Raw genomic sequence first — 15,416 nt, forward strand, 5'->3', positions numbered from 1 at the left:
CCCTCACCGTCAGCTCCCGCACGACCGGGTCGAGCCGCCGCTGGTGGCGACGCGCAGCGATTCGCCGGAGGTGTTGGCGCTGTTCGTCGCGCAGTAGCCGTCGATGCTCTGGAAGAGCATGTCGGAGGGGCTGTCGCCGCCGCGCTGCGCGGTGAAGCGGTCGAAGCTGATCGCGCTGCCGGTGTTGGCGATGACCGCGGGCCGGCCGTCGTCCTTGCTGAACCGGACGGAGCTGTTGACGAACTTGATGTTGTTCGCGTTGTGGATGTACCAGCCGTACGCGGGGCGGGTGCCGATGCTCTTCGGGTTGTAGTCACCGCTGTCGCTGGGGACGCCGGTGCCCATCGTGCCGTTCCCGCCGGGCACGGTCAGGTTGACGTTCGTGAACGTCACGTTGCTGATCTGGTTGCCGCCGGACTGGCCCCAGATGGTCGGGCTGAACGACGGGCTCACGCCGGTGCCGGCGACGTTGTCGAACGTGATGGCCGAGATGTGACCGACGCCGGGGCTGTTGCCGCAGCGTTTCCGGGTGCCGACCTTCAGCATGATCGGCGAGTGCACGCCGGACATCGTGATGTCGCTGTAGTGGACGTCGGAGATGTTCGCGCCGTCCATTGACACCATGCCGAGACCGGACTTCTCCGCGCCGGTGATGGTGATGTGGGAGAACCTGTAGTCGGTGAAGTCGCCGCAGGTCTCCGAGCCGAACATCAGCGCGTTGCAGCACTTGGCTGACAGCTTCGAGTCGGTGACGGTGACGTGGCCATTCGGCAGCTTGGTGCCGAGGGCGTAGTCGCTCTTGAACGGCAGGGCGTCGTCGTTGGCGGCGATGTTCGCATTGCTGATCGCGACGTTGGTCGTGCTGATGATGTTCCAGCCGTCGCGGTCGCTCGCCGTGTCGATGGTCAGATGGTCGGACGTGACGTGGTCGCAGCCGTTGACGAGCGCCGCGAAGTGGCCACCGCGCCGCAGCGTGATGCCGCTGAGCGTGAGGTTCGTGCAGCGGGTCAGCGAGATGATCTTGTCGGCCTGCCCGCTGTCCGGGTTGCCGGTGATGAGGTGGCCGCCGCCGTCGATGGTCCCGGAGCCGGTGAACCCGATGTTGGTGAGCTTGTCACCGTAGATCATCGCGTCGTGGAAGTGGCTGTGCCCGTAGTCCTGGTACTTGTCGTTGGAGTTCGACTCGGCCTTGTCGTAGCCGCTCCCGCTCGCGCCCTTGATGGTCGAGCCGGAGTCCAGCTGCAGCGTGACGTTGCTTTTCATGTGGATGGTGTTCGAGGACTTGTACGTCCCGGACGGGAAGCGCACCGTTCCGCCGCCCGCGTCGTTGGCCGCGGTGATGGCCTTGTTGATCGCGGAGGTGTCGTTGGCGTCGCCGTCGCCCTTCGCGCCGTAGTCCTTGACGTTGAAGGTGCCGGCGGCCGTCGTACGGGCGGTGGCCGCGAGCACGGGCGGTTGCACCAGCCCGAGGACGGCGACCAGCCCGATGAGCGCCGCCAGTGCCTGGGCGAGGGGTCTCAGTGTGGTCTTCACGATTTCTTCCCTTGGTATCCGCGCATGTTGGTGAGGAGCATGTAGCAGTCCTGGAGGGAGCCGGAGGTGTCGCCGAGGGAGCGGTAGATCCCCCACTTGGGCCGGACGCGGTCGGCGAGGAAGGTGTCGACGCCGCTCTTCGCGGCGTCGATGACGGTCGTGCCGCCCTTCTTGAGGATCCAGCGGACCGCGCCGGTGGATCCGTCGCCGATGGTGACCTGGAAGTCGACGTCGATCCAGGTGTCGTGCAGCGGCGCGAGGGCGGTCCGGCCGACGAGGACGTCGCCCTCGATGACCTTGAGCTCGATGGTCTCCGCACCGCCGACCCGGCGCAGCGACTGGACGACGATCGGGCTGCTGCCCGTCCCCGGCTGCTTCAGCTGCATGATGTGCGTGAAGGTCGTCGTCGCCTTGAGCGAGCTCGGGATGTACATCGAGTACGTCATCCGCCAGATCTCACCGGCGTGCCACGTCAGGTAGGAGTCGCCGTTGCGCATCCCGGTGACCTCCTGGCGCTGCCGGTCGGTGGAGGTGTCCCGGTCGACCATGTGCATGTTGAAGCGGAAGTTGTTGCCCTGCGCGAAGATGTGCGGCTGCCCGGCCGGATGCGAGTCCGCGCGGTCGTCCTCGATCGTCTCGAACGCCTTGAGGCCGACGCTGCTCGCGGCGGGCGCCCACTTCTGCGTCCACGCCGTTGCGGCGAGGGCCGGGGCGCGCAGTGCGCCGGGCAGGGCCGTGGCGGCGGCGCCGCCGAGCGCCGTGCCGAGAATCGTGCGCCGAGAGAGGCCGGCGCGGAGCGGTTCGGGGGTCATCGCGTCGTTCCTTCGGTGTGGATGAACTGCTCGTTCATGATCAGGAAGGCGCCGAGGCCGTGGAAGTCGTTGGTCGCCCGGGTCCGGCCGACGTAGTAGGAGTACGAGCCGACGTTCGTGCCGACCGAGATGTCGGTCAGGTTCGTCCGTCCGTCGCTCCCCAGCGAGATCTTCTTCAGCACGCCCTGGTAGGCGCGGTCGGCGACCGCCTTGTAGTGCGCGTCGACGTAGCCCTGCTCCACCGCCCGCGACAGCGCGAACGCGAACATGCTCGAGCAGGACGTCTCGGTCCAGTCGCCGGACTGCGTGCCCTTGTCGACCACCTGGAACCAGCGACCCGTTGCCGAGTCCTGGTAGCGCTCGAGGCCGGCGGCGAGGTCGCGCAGGATGGTGAGCAGCTGCGGCCTCCGCGCGTTGGTCGCCGGGACGGCGTCCAGCACGTTGACGGTGGCCATGGCGTACCAGCCGATCGCCCGGCACCAGTGCTCCGGCGCCAGGCCGGTCTTCGAGTCCGCCCAGCTCGCCTTCTTGGAATCGTCGTAGGCGTGCCGCAGCAGGCCGTTGGAGACCTGCAGGTGGGTGCCGTACGCCACGAGCTGCTTGGTCGCCTCGTCGTCGGTGTAGGCGGTGTCGCCGAACTCCTCGCCGTACTCGACGAGGAACGGGTTGACCATGTACGCCCCGTCGGCCCACAGCTGGTGCGCCCGGCTGCTGGACGTCCCGTGCCAGAACGCGCCATCGGAGTTCCGCGGGTACGTCTTCAGCCGGTTGCGGATCTTCGCGGCGGCGGTCCGGTAGCGCGCCTGGCCGGTCTCGTGGTGCAGCAGGACGAGGATCCGGCCCGCCTGCATGCTGTCGAGGTTGTCGAAGCTCTGGTCGATGTTCCCCTTCGAGTCGACGAAGCGGTCCGCCCAGCTCTTGATGTACGACAGGTACTTCGCGTCGTGGGTGCGCTGGTAGACGAGGTACTGGCCGTACAGGTACAGCCCGACCGGGTACGACCAGCCGCCGATCTTGCTCGGGGTGTCCCGCGCGATGGTCGAGTCGACCACCGCCACCGACCAGTCGGTGGCCGCCGTGGCGGCGCGCCCGTGGCGGACGGCCGACGCCGGCACGGTGAACGCGGTCAGCGCCGCGCAGAACACCGCCGTGAGCGCGACGAGGGGCCGCCCCGAGCCCAGAATGCGCTTTCTCGGCCTACGCATAGTCGGACCCCAGCCACATCTCGTCGATGAGCAGCTTCTTGTAGAACTTGGTGGCCGAGGACGCGGCCCACGTGCTGTCGACCTCGAGGCGGACGTAGCGCGCCGAGGAGATGCCGAGGTCGATGAACCGCACGCCGCGGGCGCTGGGCATCGTCCCGGACTTCACCGTCGACCAGGTCTTGCCGTCGGTGCTGGACTGGACCTTGTACGCCTTGATCCGTGCGGAGTCCTCGGTGTCCGACCGCTTGTAGCTCACCGACCACTCGCGCTGGTTGACGCCGAGGTAGGCCACCTTCTTGGCGGAGCCGAGGTCGAGGGTGACGGTCACCGGCAGGGTGCCGTTGTTGTCCCACCACTTCAGGTAGCTGCCGTCGACGAGGTCGCCCGCCGGGTAGCCGCTCTTGGACACGCTCGCCGTCGCGGTCACGCCGGAGTAGATGCCGGTACGGCCGGACGTCTGGACCTTGAAGACGGTGTCGTAGGGGTCCCAACTGCTGATGCCGGTGATGGTCACGGAGCCGCCGGACTGGCTGAAGCTCATCGCCGCGCCGGTGCGCAGGTTCGTGACCCCGGTGACCTTGTAGCCGTTGTCGCGGACCTTCAGCGTGCTCGTCGACGGCTTGGTCAGCACGTGGATGTAGTGCAGGTTCGGGTCGGTCTTGCTGATGGTGGTGACGCCGTACGCCCCGTCGTTCCACGAGCCGGGCTGTAGGCCGCCGTACATGTAGCCACCGCCCTCGGTCCCGTCGATCGAGCTCCAGATCGGGCCGAGGTAGGTGTTGAGGAAGTCGTTGTAGGAGGTCTGGTTCGACGGGAACCTGCCGTTGACCTGCGCCGTCTCGGCCATCAGCGACTTGATGGAGGAGCCGGCGTTGCTGACGAGCCGCCCGACGTTCAGCGCCTTGTCGACCGAGGAGTTGCTGCCGTCGTACCACCAGGCGCCAGTCGACGGGAGCTTGTAGCAGGCCTCGGTGAGGCGGGGCGCGGGGGACCAGGTCGCGGCCGGGTAGTCGTACGCCGGGGTCATGCCGGTCTTCTGCTCGTTGCTGACCGTGTCCATGATCGGCGTGTCTTCGTTGTTGTTGGACAGCAGCATGTCCGGCCGCTCCTGGCGGATCTTCTCGTAGAGACCGTGGTCGATCCAGTACTGGCTGTCGTTGTCGATCCAGAACCCGGCCAGGTCGGGGTAGTTCTGCATGACCTCGACGAAGTTGTCGTAGGAGAACTGCCCGAAGCCGTCGTTGGTCGTGAGGTCGACGGTCTTGCCCTTGTACTTGGAGTAGGCGGAGGAGTCGAGCCACTCGTGGCCGCCCTCGTCGTGCCACTGCGGGTCGTTGGTCATGTAGAGGATGACCTTCAGGCCCTTGGCCTTCGCCGCGCTGATCAGCTCGCCCAGGAAGTCGCGCTTGGTGGTGCAGCTGCCCGGGATCTTGGACGGCCAGGCTCGCGCGTAACCGAGCCGGCTGTGGAACGACGCGAGCACGAGGTACTTAGCGTGCAGCTTCTGGGCCTCGCTCACCCAGTAGTCCGCGCTCCAGCCGCCGTTCGTCACGTCGGACTCCCAGGCGCTGCAACTCGTGTGGGCGGGGCTCGTACGCAGGCCCCAGTGCAGGAACAGCCCGGCGGTGGAGTTGCGGAGCCAGTCCTGGCGCGGGTTGGTCAGCTCGGCCCGGGCGGGGCCGGCCGTCGTGGTGAGGGTGAGGGCGAGCGCCGCCAGACCGGCGGCCGGCAGGAGCAGTGATCGTCGTCGCATGGGCGGGGTTCTTCCTGGGGGGAGAGGGACCGTCGCGGTCGGGGTGAGGGGTGACCGCGCCCCGGCCGGTGGGGCCGGGATGAGGGTGACCGCGCCCCGGGCCCCTGGCGCACCGGGGACGCGGTCACGTATTCGGGGGGAGGGCTATTTCAGGTCGATCCGGAACACCTTGTCCGAGCCGTCGGCCTGGTTCCCGTTGTTGTCGCAGTTGGTGGTGGACAGCCACAGCGCGTTCTTGCCGGGGATGGTCTCCACGGTCCGCAGTCGGCCGTACGTGTTCACGTAGTAGGCCGCCGGCGTGCCGGTGGTCGTGCCGTCGACCGGGACGCGCCACAGCCGCTGGCCCTTCAGCGCCGCGACGTACAGGGCGCCGTCGGCGTACGTGATGTCGCTGGGCGAGGCCTGGGACACCGACCACTGCACCTTCGGGTTGGTCATCCCGGAGGTGCTGCACTTCCCCTCACAGGTCGGCCAGCCGTAGTTCTTGCCCGGCTCGATGAGGTTGACCTCGTCGTACTTGCTGTTGCCGAACTCCGCCTCCCACAGGCGGCCCTGCGGGTCCCAGGTGATGCCCTGCGGGTTGCGGTGCCCGTAGCTGTAGACGAGCGTGCCGAACGGGTTGCCGGGGGCCGGCTTGCCGTCCGTGGTCATCCGCAGGATCTTGCCGTTCAGGGAGGTCTTGTCCTGCGCGAGGTCCGGCGTCTGCGCCTCGCCGGTGGTGGCGTACAGGTAGCCGTCCGGGCCGAACTTCAGCCGCCCGCCGTTGTGGTAGCGGTTCTTCTTGATGCCCTGGACGAGGACCGTGTAGCCGCTCAGCGAGCTGCCGTCGTAGGTCATCCGGACGATCCGGTTGCCCTCCGAGGCCGTGTGCATGATGTAGACGTAGTGGTCGTTGTTCCAGTTCGGCGAGACCGCGATGCCCAGCAGGCCGCCCTCGCCGTCGGTCGTCATGGCGTTCGGCACGGTGCCGACCTGGGTCTTCGTGCCGCTCTGGGTGAGCTTGAAGACCTTGAAGGAGTCGCGTTCGGTGATCAGCGCGGAGCCGTCCGGCAGCCAGGACATCCCCCAGGGGATCGTCCAGCCGGACGAGACGGTGGTGATGGTCGAGGGCACGCCGCCGCCGGAGGAGGCCCCCGTCTTCACCGTCACCGCGTTGCTCGCGTCGGAGACGTTGTTGCCCGCGTCCTTCGCCTTCACGGTGAACGTGTAGGAGGTGTTCGCGGCCAGGCCGTTGATCGTCGTGGAGGTGGTCTTGACCCCGGTGACGATGGCCGTGCCGCCGCTGTAGACGTCGTAGCCGGTGACGCCCACGTTGTCGGTGGACGCGTCCCAGGCCAGGGAGACGCTGCCGCTCGTCACGCCGGTGGAGCGCAGGTTCGCCGGCGCGGTCGGCGGCTGCGTGTCGTCGGTCGCCGCGGTGGTCACCGTGACGGTGGCGCTGCTGGGCGACACGTTGCCCGCGGCATCCCGCGCGAACACCGTCAGCCGGTACTGCGTCTTCGGCGTCAGCCCGGTGATGGTCTTGCTCGTCGCGGTGCCGGCGGCCTCGGAGATCTTGTTGCCGTCGTTGTAGATGTCGTAGGCGGCCACGCCGACGTCGTCGGTCGAAGCGTCCCAGGCGAGTGTGACGCTGTCGCTGGTCACTCCGGTCGAGTGGACGTCGCCCGGGGTGGTCGGCGCCTGGGTGTCGCCGCCCGTCGCGCCGTAGACCTGCAGCTCCTGCAGGGAGTAGCCGTAGCTGCTGGTGTTCCGGCAGCGCTTCGTGCCGTATACGCGGACGTAACGGCCGCTCGCCTTCAGCCCGGTCAGGTCGTCCGTGCCGCCGTCGCCGGAGGTCGTCGAGTAGACGTCCGTCCAGGTGGAGTGGTCGCCGGAGGTCTGCACGCGGTACGCCGTGGCGCACGAGGCGTCCCAGGTCAGCTTGACCTCGCTGATCTGGGCGGTTGCGCCGAGGTCGACGTAGATCCACTGCGGGTCGGAGTCGCGTACGCTCGCCCACCGCGTGGAGGTGTCGCCGTCGACGGCGTACTTCGCGGCGTACCCCGATCCGCCTTCCGAGGACGCCGTCGTGGGTTTGTTCTGGCTCAGCAGCACGGGCGCGGCCGCGTGCGCCGAGGAGGTTGCGATCAACAGCCCGGCGCCGAGCACGCTCGCGCCGAGCCAGGCAAAGGTTTTCTTCATGATCCTGCCGCCGCTCTGCGGTAAAGATGGGATCTTTGCTGGAAATCTAACAGCGACTTTTCCGCTGTCAATGGCTTGTTGGATTTTGGTAGATGCAGCTCCACCGGGTGTTCGATTGGTCGTCAGGCGGCCGGACCGAGGTGTGCCTGTGGGCACATACATCGGATGTATCCACCTGGTCGTCGCCCGGCGTGCCTCACACGGAGGCACGCCGGGCGAGAGCGTCAGCCCGTGTACTGGGCGAAGATCTTGGAGTAGGCGTAGGCCGACTGGGAGACGCCGCTGCACGAGTCGCCGGCGCTCTCGCCGGAGCCGCACTTGCGGTCGCGGTTGACGGCCCAGAAGGTGAGCCGCGCGATGTGATGGCTCTTGGCGTACGACAGGATCGTCTGGAAGTCGCCGGTGGACACGGTCTCGTCGGACTCGTCGGTCTTGCCGTTCATCGACGAGATCCCGATGTGGGCGTAGGCCTGCGAGTCGCTGTAGCCGTACGCGCTCTTGACGGCGTTCTTCAGCCCGTCCGCGGCGGACGTCGTGGCGCTGCCCATCGAGCCGCTGTGGCTGCCGAAGTCGAACGGCATGATCGTCCAGCCGTCATTGTCGAGCCCGGCCTTGGCGCCCCGGTTGATCAGCGACTTGCCGGTGGAGTCCGGGCCGCTGGGGGTCGTGCCGAACGTGATGTACGTCTTGATCCCGGAGTTCTTCGACTTGACGATCTTCAGTGCGTCGATGACCCGCTGCTGCACCGTCCCGTTGGAGAACTCGGTCGACTCGATGTCGATGTCGATGGCCTTCAGTCCATAGGCGTCGATCACCTTCTGGTACGCCCCGGCGAGGGTGGAGGCGCTGGAGCAGTGCTCGCCGAGCTTGTTCCCGCTCCAGCCGCCGAACGAGACGACGACGTCGCCGCCCGCGGAGCGGATGGAGTTGATGGCCGTCTTGTCGGAGCCGGTGAGCGAGCGGCTGCCGTCCCACTTCGGGTTGCAGCCGCCGTCCGACAGGACGAAGGCGAGGGTGAGCCACTTGACACCCGTCGCGGACAGCACCGAGGCGGGTGCCTGCGGATTCCCCCAGCCGAGGTACTCGTACGGGGCGACGGCCACGCCGGGGGAGGCGGCGGCGCTTGGGCCCGCGTCGCGGGCGGCGGGATCGGCGTGGCAGGGCGTGGCGACCATCTGGGCGGCCGTCACGGCGGCGGCGGCGACGAGCAGGGTGCGCGGGGCAATGGGCATGGGTCGGGCTCCTTCCGCCGACGCGGTACGCGGCCCCCGACGCGCTCCCGGCAGGCAATGTCCGAGTAACGGTCATAGGTTAGGAAACCTTCCTAACCTATGACCGTAGATGTCATACCACCCGACGGGCCATGTCAAGCCCCGCCGTGCGGGTGGCCGGTGTGGGCCACATGGCAGGCTGGGAACGCGCGACGATCCGGTGGCGTTCACCGGAGGGGCCGGTAGGGGAGGGGCGACGATGCCGATCACGGACGACGCGATCGAGAAGATCAAGGGCATGATCGTGTCGGGTGAGCTGCGGCCTGGTGACCGGCTTCCCAAAGAGGCGGACCTGGCGGCCCAGCTGGGGCTGTCCCGCAACTCCCTGCGGGAGGCCGTCCGGGCACTGTCACTGGTCAGGATCCTCGACGTCCGGCAGGGCGACGGCACGTACGTCACCAGCCTCGAGCCGAAGGCGCTGCTCGACGGACTCAGCTTCATCGTCGACCTGCACCACGACAAGACCGTCCTGGAGTTCTTCGAGGTACGCCGGATTCTCGAGCCCGCCGCCACGGCGCTGGCGGCGCGGCAGATCAGCCTCGAGACCGTCGACGCCCTGCGAGACCACCTGGCGAAGGTCACCGACGAGTCCGCCGTGGAGGACCTCGTCGAGAACGACCTGGAGTTCCACCGGCGCATCGCCGAAGCCGCCGGGAACTCCGTCCTGTACTCCCTCGTCGACACCCTCTGCGGCCCGACCATCCGGGCGCGCGTGTGGCGCGGGCTCACCCAGGAGGGCGCGCTCCGGCGCACTCTGGACGAGCACCACGCCATCCTCGACGCCCTGGCGGCCCGGCAGGCCGAAGTCGCCCACGCCCTGGCCACCGTGCACGTCGCCGGCGTCGAGCAGTGGCTGCGCAAGGCCCTCTGACCCGCCGCCGCGCCTCCTCCGTACCGGCGTTGAACCCCGCCCCGGGCGGGACCCGTACTGCCTGACGGCTCCACCACCGCCGGCACGCGGGAGGGATCACGATGGGACCGCATCGGCACGGCCACGCTCCGTGGGTCCGCACGGCCATGGACGAGTCGGCGTACGCGGCGCGGCACCCGCGATCCGGCCGCCGCGAGGTCTATCGTTGACCACCGCGCTCCCGACCGTCCCGGAGAACCCCCGCCATGGCATTTCCCGGAGCGCGCGGCAGGACGAAGGCACGGACCTGGTTGCGCGCGCTGCGCCCGGTGACCGACGCCGACGACGAGCTGATCATCGCTCGGCTGTATCAGGAGTACCACGACCCGCTGCTCGCCTTCGTGATCCGGCACACCGGCGGGGACCGCCAGTGGGCGGAGGACATCGTGCAGGAGACGATGATCCGCGCGTGGCGCAGCCTCGACCAGCTCGACGCGGAGGCGGCCAGCCTGATGCCTTGGCTGGCGACGGTCGCCCGCCGTATCGTCATCGACGAGAGGCGCCGCAGAGGAGCACGGCCCCAGGAGGCGGGCGAGGGCCCTCTCGAGAAGCTTCAGACCCCGGACGGCATGGAGGATCTGCTGCGCGGCGTGGTCGTGTCCGAGGCGTTGAAGGCGCTCAGCCCCGCGCACCGCGAGGTGCTCACCGAGACGGTCCTGCGCGACCGCACGGTCAACGAGGCCGCGGAGGTTCTCGGCATCCCCGTCGGAACGGTCAAGTCACGGGTCTACTACGCACTGCGGGCGCTGCGCGTCGTACTCGAGGAGATGGGGGTGACGCCGTGACCGAGCGGAGCGAGGGAACCGGAGAGCAGCCCCTGCGAGTCGCCCCTCCGACGAAGGAGGGCTCGTGACCGAGCGGAGCGAGGGAGCCGGAAACGCAGCCCCTGCGAGTCGCCCCTCCGACGAAGGAGGACTCGTGACCGGGCGGGGGACTCCTCGGCACACCGACGTCGGCGCGTACGCCCTGGGCCTGCTCGAAGAGGGCGACCGGCGGGCCTTCGAGACCCACCTCGCCGACTGCCCCGCGTGTTCGACCGAGGCGGCCGACCTGTCCGGCCTCCGGGACCTGCTGGTCGGCCTCCATCCGGCGCCGGACACAGTGGGGACGGTGGCGGCCGGGCACGGCTCGGCCGGGGCGGGGGACGCCGCGGGCTCCGCCGACGTCACGAGCCTGCTTCGCCGGCGCGGGGTCGCCGCGCGGCGCCGGCGCCGGGGCACCGCGATCCTGGGGACGGCGGCCGGTCTGGCGCTGCTGGCGTGCGGGGCCGCCGTCGGCGCCGCCGCGGCCGGGCGCGGCGACGGCACGGTGCTGACGCACGACCACCAGAACCTGCCGGCGGACCTCCTCGGATGGGGGGAGACGCACGAGGCCGCGAATCCCCGTACCGGCGCGCGCGGCATCGTGGCACTGGAGCGCAAGGCCTGGGGCACGCACGTCGCCCTCGACCTCGGCGACATCCGCGGCCCGCTCACCTGCCGGCTCGTCGCGGTCACCCGGTCGGGGCAGCGGCACGTGGTGACCGAGTGGGCCGTGCCGCCCAGGGGCTACGGCCTGCCGCGCTCGCCCGACCACCTCCAGGTCCACGGCGGTACGGCCGTCCCGCGCCAGGACCTGGGCAGGTTCGACGTGGAGGTGGAGGGCGGCGGCACCCTCCTCAGCATCCCCGTCTGACCCGCGGGCCCGGCGGGGCCGGGCCCGGTGGCTACACCTTGACGGGTCGTTTCTGTTTCCGCGTCTTCATGGCGTGCTGGACGAGTGTCACCAGGACGTTCTTGCAGGACTCCCTGTCCCGTGCGTCGCACAGCACGATCGGCACGTGCTCCCCGAGGTTGAGCGCCATCTCCACCTCGTCCAGCTCGAACCGCCGGGCACCGTCGAAGCAGTTCACCGCGACGATGAACGGCGTGCCGCGCCGTTCGAAGTAGTCGACCGCCGGGAAACAGTCGGCGAGCCGCCGGGTGTCGGCGAGGACGACCGCGCCGAGCGTCCCGAGCGAGATCTCGTCCCACATGAACCAGAATCTCTCCTGGCCGGGCGTGCCGAAGAGGTAGAGCACGAACTCATCCTTGATCGTGATGCGCCCGAAGTCCATCGCGACCGTCGTCGTGGCCTTCGCCTCGACTCCCGCGACGTCGTCGACGCCCACGCTCTTGTCGGTGAGGAGCTCCTCGGTCCGTAGGGGTTTGGTCTCGGAGACGGCGCCGACCAGCGTCGTCTTTCCCGCGCCGAAGCCGCCGGCGACCACTATCTTGATCGCCTTCGGCAGTCTCCGGCCCCGTCGATCAAAGCGCCTTGAGTCCATCGATCACCGCCAGGTACAGGTCGTCGTCGTCCGCCAGCTCGGCCTCCGTCTGCGGGTCCTCGACCGAGATGAGGCCCTTGGCGAGCAGGTCGCCGAGAAGAACGCGGACGGTGACGGTCGGAAGGTTCAGGTGCCCCGCGATCTCGGCCACCGACATCGGCTCGTCACAGAGCCGGACGACGGCCTGGTGCTCGGGGTCCAGGCCGAGCTCCGGGGCCGGGGGCAGCCCCGTCGCCACGACCATCGTGATGAGGTCGAACTCGCCGTGCACCGGTTCCGTGCGGCCGCGGGTCATGACGTACGGACGGACGAGCGGCCCGGCCTGCTCGTCGAGCCATCGTTCGTGGGCGTCCCCCTCCACGGGGGTGCCTTCGGACGTGGCGTCTGGAACGTTCCTCGGGTCCTGCTCGGACGGGTCGTTGGTCATGGTCACGGCACCGGGTCCGCGGAGCGGGACGCGGCCGTGAGGTGGTGGCCGAGTCCGGTGACGAGCATCTCCATCTCGTACGCGATCAGGCCGATGTCGGCCTCCTCGCTGCTGAGGACCGCGAGACAGGCGCCCTGGCCGGCGACGGTCACGAGGAGGTAGGCCGAGCGCATCTCGACGATGGTCTGGAGCACGGGACCGCCGTCGAAGCGTTCGCCCACCCCCTTGGCCAGGGACTGGATACCGGCCGCGACCGCGGACAGGTGCTCGGCGTCGTCCTGGTCGAAGTCCTTCGACGCGGCCATGAGCAGGCCGTCGGCGGACAGGACGATCGCGTGCCTCGCCTCCTTGACGCGCTTGACGAGGTCGTCGAGCAACCAGGCCAGTTCGGCGGGAGGTTCTGTCTTCTGCGCCACTACTAGTCCTTCTACGCTTCTTCGTCTGCGGTCGGGTCGTCTTCGGGGTCGGCGCCCCGCTGGAACCTGGTCGCCTCGGCTCTGCCACGCCGGGTGCCGGCCTGCAGGCCGCTGATGGACCTGCGAAGTTTCTCGGGTGATCGGCCGTCGCCGACGTTCCTGTCCTCGTTCCCCGCGACGACGGTCGGCCCGTCCGTCCGCAGCGGGGCGGCGATGTTCGCCTGGGGAACGCGGATCGGCAGTCCCGAGGGCGTGGTCGACGCATCGGCGGCGGGCGTCGGCTCGTCGTTCCTCTCCTCCGGGACCGTCTCGGGGCTGTCCCGTGGTAGCGGTGCGAGCGCTGTCACGGGCGCCACCGTGCGCCCCGTCGACCGGCCGGTCGGACGGCGGCTCGGGCTCTTCCGCCGTCTCCGCGGGAAGCCGTCGGGGGTCCGCTCCTGGGGCTCGTCGCCGGGACCGGTGCTGGACTCGTCATCGGCATCGTGGGATTCGTCGGAGGACAGGACAGGGGAGACGGCGGTCGCCATGGCGGTCGCGGTGGCCGCGGGCGCGGCGGCGCCGATCGCGACGGGCCGGCTCTCGGCCAGGACCCGGGTGCTCTTCTTCGGCGCGGCGTCGTCGGGCGCCGTCTCGCTGATCAGCTCACGGGGGATCAGCGCGACCGCGGTGGTCCCGCCGTACGACGAGTGCTTGAGCGAGACCCGCACGTCGTAGCGCTCGGCCAGCCGGCCGACGACGTACAGCCCGAGGTGCACCGAGCTCGACAGGTTGAACTCGGGCGGGTCGCTGATCCGGTCGTTGAGGGACGCCAGCAGCTCGTCGGTCATGCCGAGGCCGTGGTCCTCGATCTCGATGACGTAGCCCTTGGCGACCTTGCGGCCGCTGATCTCGACCTGGGTGTAGGGCGGGGAGTAGGAGAGCGCGTTCTCGATCAGCTCGGCGAGCAGGTGGACGATGTCGCCGACGGACCGGCCGGCCAGCGAGACGTCGCCGATGGTCGAGGCGACGGTCACCCGGGTGTAGTCCTCGACCTCGGCCACGGCGGACCGTACGACGTCGATCATCGGGACGGGGCGACGCCAGCCGCGGGCGGGGGTGGAGCCGGACAGGACGATGAGGTTCTCGGCGTTGCGCCGCATCCGGGTCGCGAGGTGGTCGACGCGGAAGAGCTCCTCCAGGTCCTTCGGGTCGTCGTTCCGGCGCTCCATCTCGTCGAGGAGGGTGAGCTGCCGGTGGACGAGGGCCTGGGACCGGCGGGCGAGGCTGAGCAGGATGTCGCGGAACCCGCGCCGCAGCTCGGCCTGCTCGACCGCGGTACGGATCGCGGTCTCCTGGACCGTGTTGAACGCGTGGCCGACCTGACCGATCTCGTCGTTGCCGAACACCAGGGGCGGCGCCTCGGCGGCGACGTCCACGTTCTCGCCGTGGCCGAGCCGTTCCACGACGCCGGGCAGGCGCTGGTCGGCCAGTTCGAGCGCGGCGTTGCGCAGCTTCTCCAGCTGCCGGAGGAGGGCGCGGGTCGTGGTGATGGACACGACCACGGACGCGATGACCGCGATGAGGCCGAGGCCGCCCGCCAGGGCGAGCCGGACCATGACGCCGATGGCGACCGGTTCGGCGCGGTCCACCAGCTCGTTTCCGGCGTCGAGGGTCAGCTTCTCCAGCTGGGCCATGATCGGCTGTACGGTCGTCTGCCACTGCGCGGCCGAGACGGGCGGGCGCGCGCCCGTCCGTCCCTTCTCCACCAGCCGGTCCTCCATCTGACGGAACCGGACGAATTCGGCGTTCTTGGTCAGCCGGTCGTACCGGGCGCGGTCGGCCGCGGGCAGCTCCGCCGCGGCCTGCTCGTGGAGCAGCCGCTGCGCGCCCACCAGCTCGGCGTACTGCGCGTGCTCGGTGCCGGTGAAGCGGCCCGCCGCGAGGGACCCGGCGAGGAGCGCGTCCTCCCGGGAGAGGACCTCCTTCGCCCAGGTCATCGAGACCAGCGTGCGGCTGTCCGCGGCGACTCCCTGGTCGCTGAGGGCGCCCGCCGCGCGGTAGATCCGGAAGGCGGCGTCGATGATGTCGTCGAAGGCCACCGTCGCCCGGTCGCGCTGCACCAGCCGGGTGTCGATCGACTGACGGCTCATCCCGAGGTCGTCGAGCTTGGCGAAGGAGTCCTTGATCCGCGCCTTGAGGACGGAGCTCGCGACGCGGGAGACGTCACCGCCGGCGGCGAGGGACCGGAACCGCCTCGCGGCGACGTCGGTGCGGGGCCGCTGGGCGTCCAGGGCCTGCCGCTGCGCGGCCCCGGGCCGGCCCAGGTACACCATGGACAGCCGGCGCTCCTGCTGCAGCGCGGTGACCAAGGTCACGCCGGGCCGGCTGATCTTCTGGTCGATGGTGTTGACGCCAAGGAGGTTCAGACCGTCCCGCAGCGTGACCCAGGCGGCGAAGGCCCACAGCGCGGCGAGCGACACGAGAAGTGCGGTGATCTTCGTGCGAAGACGCGAGTTACGAAAGCGCATCCACCAGTTCCAAACGAGATCCTCAGGGATCCGCAGCCCGTCGCGAAGGTATGGACGGTGCCGGCACCCGATGTCGAAACGCCTCACGGCACCGTC

Annotated in this window: 13 protein-coding genes; 3 read left to right on the forward strand and 10 right to left on the reverse strand. The window is 69.5% G+C overall.

Going from position 1 to position 15,416, the window contains the following annotated elements; genetic code table 11:
• Nucleotides 1-9: 9 nt before the first annotated feature.
• From ABD978_RS22325 to ABD978_RS22350, 6 genes are all read right to left on the reverse strand, one after another.
• Complete coding sequence (locus ABD978_RS22325) at nucleotides 10-1,533, reverse strand: glycoside hydrolase family 28 protein (protein ID WP_345357670.1); 1,524 nt, start codon at nucleotides 1,531-1,533, stop codon at nucleotides 10-12.
• A complete protein-coding gene (locus ABD978_RS22330) occupies nucleotides 1,530-2,345 on the reverse strand; it encodes a polysaccharide lyase family protein (RefSeq protein ID WP_345357673.1) in 816 nt (271 codons plus the stop codon). Before ABD978_RS22330 ends, ABD978_RS22325 begins: the two co-directional genes overlap by 4 nt.
• Nucleotides 2,342-3,550 (reverse strand): glycoside hydrolase family 88/105 protein, encoded by a 1,209-nt coding sequence (locus ABD978_RS22335; RefSeq protein WP_345357676.1) that lies wholly within the window; start codon nucleotides 3,548-3,550, stop codon nucleotides 2,342-2,344. Before ABD978_RS22335 ends, ABD978_RS22330 begins: the two co-directional genes overlap by 4 nt.
• Nucleotides 3,543-5,303: an alpha-L-fucosidase gene (locus tag ABD978_RS22340; RefSeq protein ID WP_345357679.1), complete on the reverse strand. Its 1,761-nt coding sequence runs from the start codon at nucleotides 5,301-5,303 to the stop codon at nucleotides 3,543-3,545. The genes ABD978_RS22335 and ABD978_RS22340 overlap by 8 nt, the downstream gene beginning before the upstream one ends.
• A 144-nt stretch (nucleotides 5,304-5,447) precedes the next feature.
• Complete coding sequence (locus ABD978_RS22345) at nucleotides 5,448-7,484, reverse strand: PQQ-dependent sugar dehydrogenase (protein ID WP_345357682.1); 2,037 nt, start codon at nucleotides 7,482-7,484, stop codon at nucleotides 5,448-5,450.
• 224 nt (nucleotides 7,485-7,708) lie between these two features.
• Nucleotides 7,709-8,716, reverse strand: a complete 1,008-nt coding sequence (locus tag ABD978_RS22350; protein WP_345357685.1) for a chitinase — start codon at nucleotides 8,714-8,716, stop codon at nucleotides 7,709-7,711.
• 238 nt (nucleotides 8,717-8,954) lie between these two features.
• Between ABD978_RS22350 and ABD978_RS22355 the strand changes: the two genes are divergently transcribed.
• The 3 genes from ABD978_RS22355 to ABD978_RS22365 all read left to right on the forward strand — a co-directional run bounded on the left by ABD978_RS22355 (nucleotide 8,955) and on the right by ABD978_RS22365 (nucleotide 11,339).
• Nucleotides 8,955-9,626, forward strand: a complete 672-nt coding sequence (locus ABD978_RS22355) for a FadR/GntR family transcriptional regulator (RefSeq protein WP_345357688.1) — start codon at nucleotides 8,955-8,957, stop codon at nucleotides 9,624-9,626.
• 245 nt (nucleotides 9,627-9,871) lie between these two features.
• Entirely contained in the window at nucleotides 9,872-10,450 is a 579-nt protein-coding gene (locus ABD978_RS22360; RefSeq protein WP_425550743.1) for a sigma-70 family RNA polymerase sigma factor, read from the forward strand.
• A gap of 133 nt (nucleotides 10,451-10,583) precedes the next feature.
• Nucleotides 10,584-11,339 carry a zf-HC2 domain-containing protein gene (locus tag ABD978_RS22365; RefSeq protein ID WP_345357691.1) on the forward strand — a complete coding sequence of 252 codons (756 nt, stop codon included), beginning with the start codon at nucleotides 10,584-10,586 and terminating at the stop codon, nucleotides 11,337-11,339.
• A 31-nt stretch (nucleotides 11,340-11,370) separates the two neighbouring features.
• Here ABD978_RS22365 and ABD978_RS22370 read toward each other — a convergent pair whose 3' ends face one another.
• The 4 genes from ABD978_RS22370 to ABD978_RS22385 are packed head-to-tail and all read right to left on the reverse strand — an operon-like array spanning nucleotide 11,371 to nucleotide 15,320.
• On the reverse strand, nucleotides 11,371-11,970 hold the full coding sequence (locus ABD978_RS22370) for a GTP-binding protein (protein WP_345357694.1): 600 nt from the start codon (nucleotides 11,968-11,970) through the stop codon (nucleotides 11,371-11,373).
• Nucleotides 11,951-12,397 (reverse strand): DUF742 domain-containing protein, encoded by a 447-nt coding sequence (locus tag ABD978_RS22375; RefSeq protein ID WP_345357856.1) that lies wholly within the window; start codon nucleotides 12,395-12,397, stop codon nucleotides 11,951-11,953. Before ABD978_RS22375 ends, ABD978_RS22370 begins: the two co-directional genes overlap by 20 nt.
• A 2-nt stretch (nucleotides 12,398-12,399) precedes the next feature.
• On the reverse strand, nucleotides 12,400-12,813 hold the full coding sequence (locus tag ABD978_RS22380) for a roadblock/LC7 domain-containing protein (protein ID WP_345357697.1): 414 nt from the start codon (nucleotides 12,811-12,813) through the stop codon (nucleotides 12,400-12,402).
• An 11-nt stretch (nucleotides 12,814-12,824) separates the two neighbouring features.
• A complete protein-coding gene (locus ABD978_RS22385; protein WP_345357700.1) occupies nucleotides 12,825-15,320 on the reverse strand; it encodes a sensor histidine kinase in 2,496 nt (831 codons plus the stop codon).
• Nucleotides 15,321-15,416 lie beyond the last annotated feature (96 nt).

The organism is Actinoallomurus liliacearum, assembly GCF_039542035.1.
Lineage (GTDB): Bacteria > Actinomycetota > Actinomycetes > Streptosporangiales > Streptosporangiaceae > Actinoallomurus > Actinoallomurus liliacearum.

Excerpts from the sequence above, each read along its gene's own strand:
- ABD978_RS22330 (WP_345357673.1), bottom strand. The coding sequence starts at position 2,345 with ATGACCCCCGAACCGCTCCGCGCCGGCCTCTCTCGGCGCACGATTCTC.
- ABD978_RS22335 (WP_345357676.1), bottom strand. The coding sequence starts at position 3,550 with ATGCGTAGGCCGAGAAAGCGCATTCTGGGCTCGGGGCGGCCCCTCGTC.
- ABD978_RS22340 (WP_345357679.1), bottom strand. The coding sequence starts at position 5,303 with ATGCGACGACGATCACTGCTCCTGCCGGCCGCCGGTCTGGCGGCGCTC.
- ABD978_RS22345 (WP_345357682.1), bottom strand. The coding sequence starts at position 7,484 with ATGAAGAAAACCTTTGCCTGGCTCGGCGCGAGCGTGCTCGGCGCCGGG.
- ABD978_RS22350 (WP_345357685.1), bottom strand. The coding sequence starts at position 8,716 with ATGCCCATTGCCCCGCGCACCCTGCTCGTCGCCGCCGCCGCCGTGACG.
- ABD978_RS22355 (WP_345357688.1), top strand. The coding sequence starts at position 8,955 with ATGCCGATCACGGACGACGCGATCGAGAAGATCAAGGGCATGATCGTG.
- ABD978_RS22360 (WP_425550743.1), top strand. The coding sequence starts at position 9,872 with ATGGCATTTCCCGGAGCGCGCGGCAGGACGAAGGCACGGACCTGGTTG.
- ABD978_RS22370 (WP_345357694.1), bottom strand. The coding sequence starts at position 11,970 with ATGGACTCAAGGCGCTTTGATCGACGGGGCCGGAGACTGCCGAAGGCG.
- ABD978_RS22375 (WP_345357856.1), bottom strand. The coding sequence starts at position 12,397 with ATGACCAACGACCCGTCCGAGCAGGACCCGAGGAACGTTCCAGACGCC.
- ABD978_RS22385 (WP_345357700.1), bottom strand. The coding sequence starts at position 15,320 with ATGCGCTTTCGTAACTCGCGTCTTCGCACGAAGATCACCGCACTTCTC.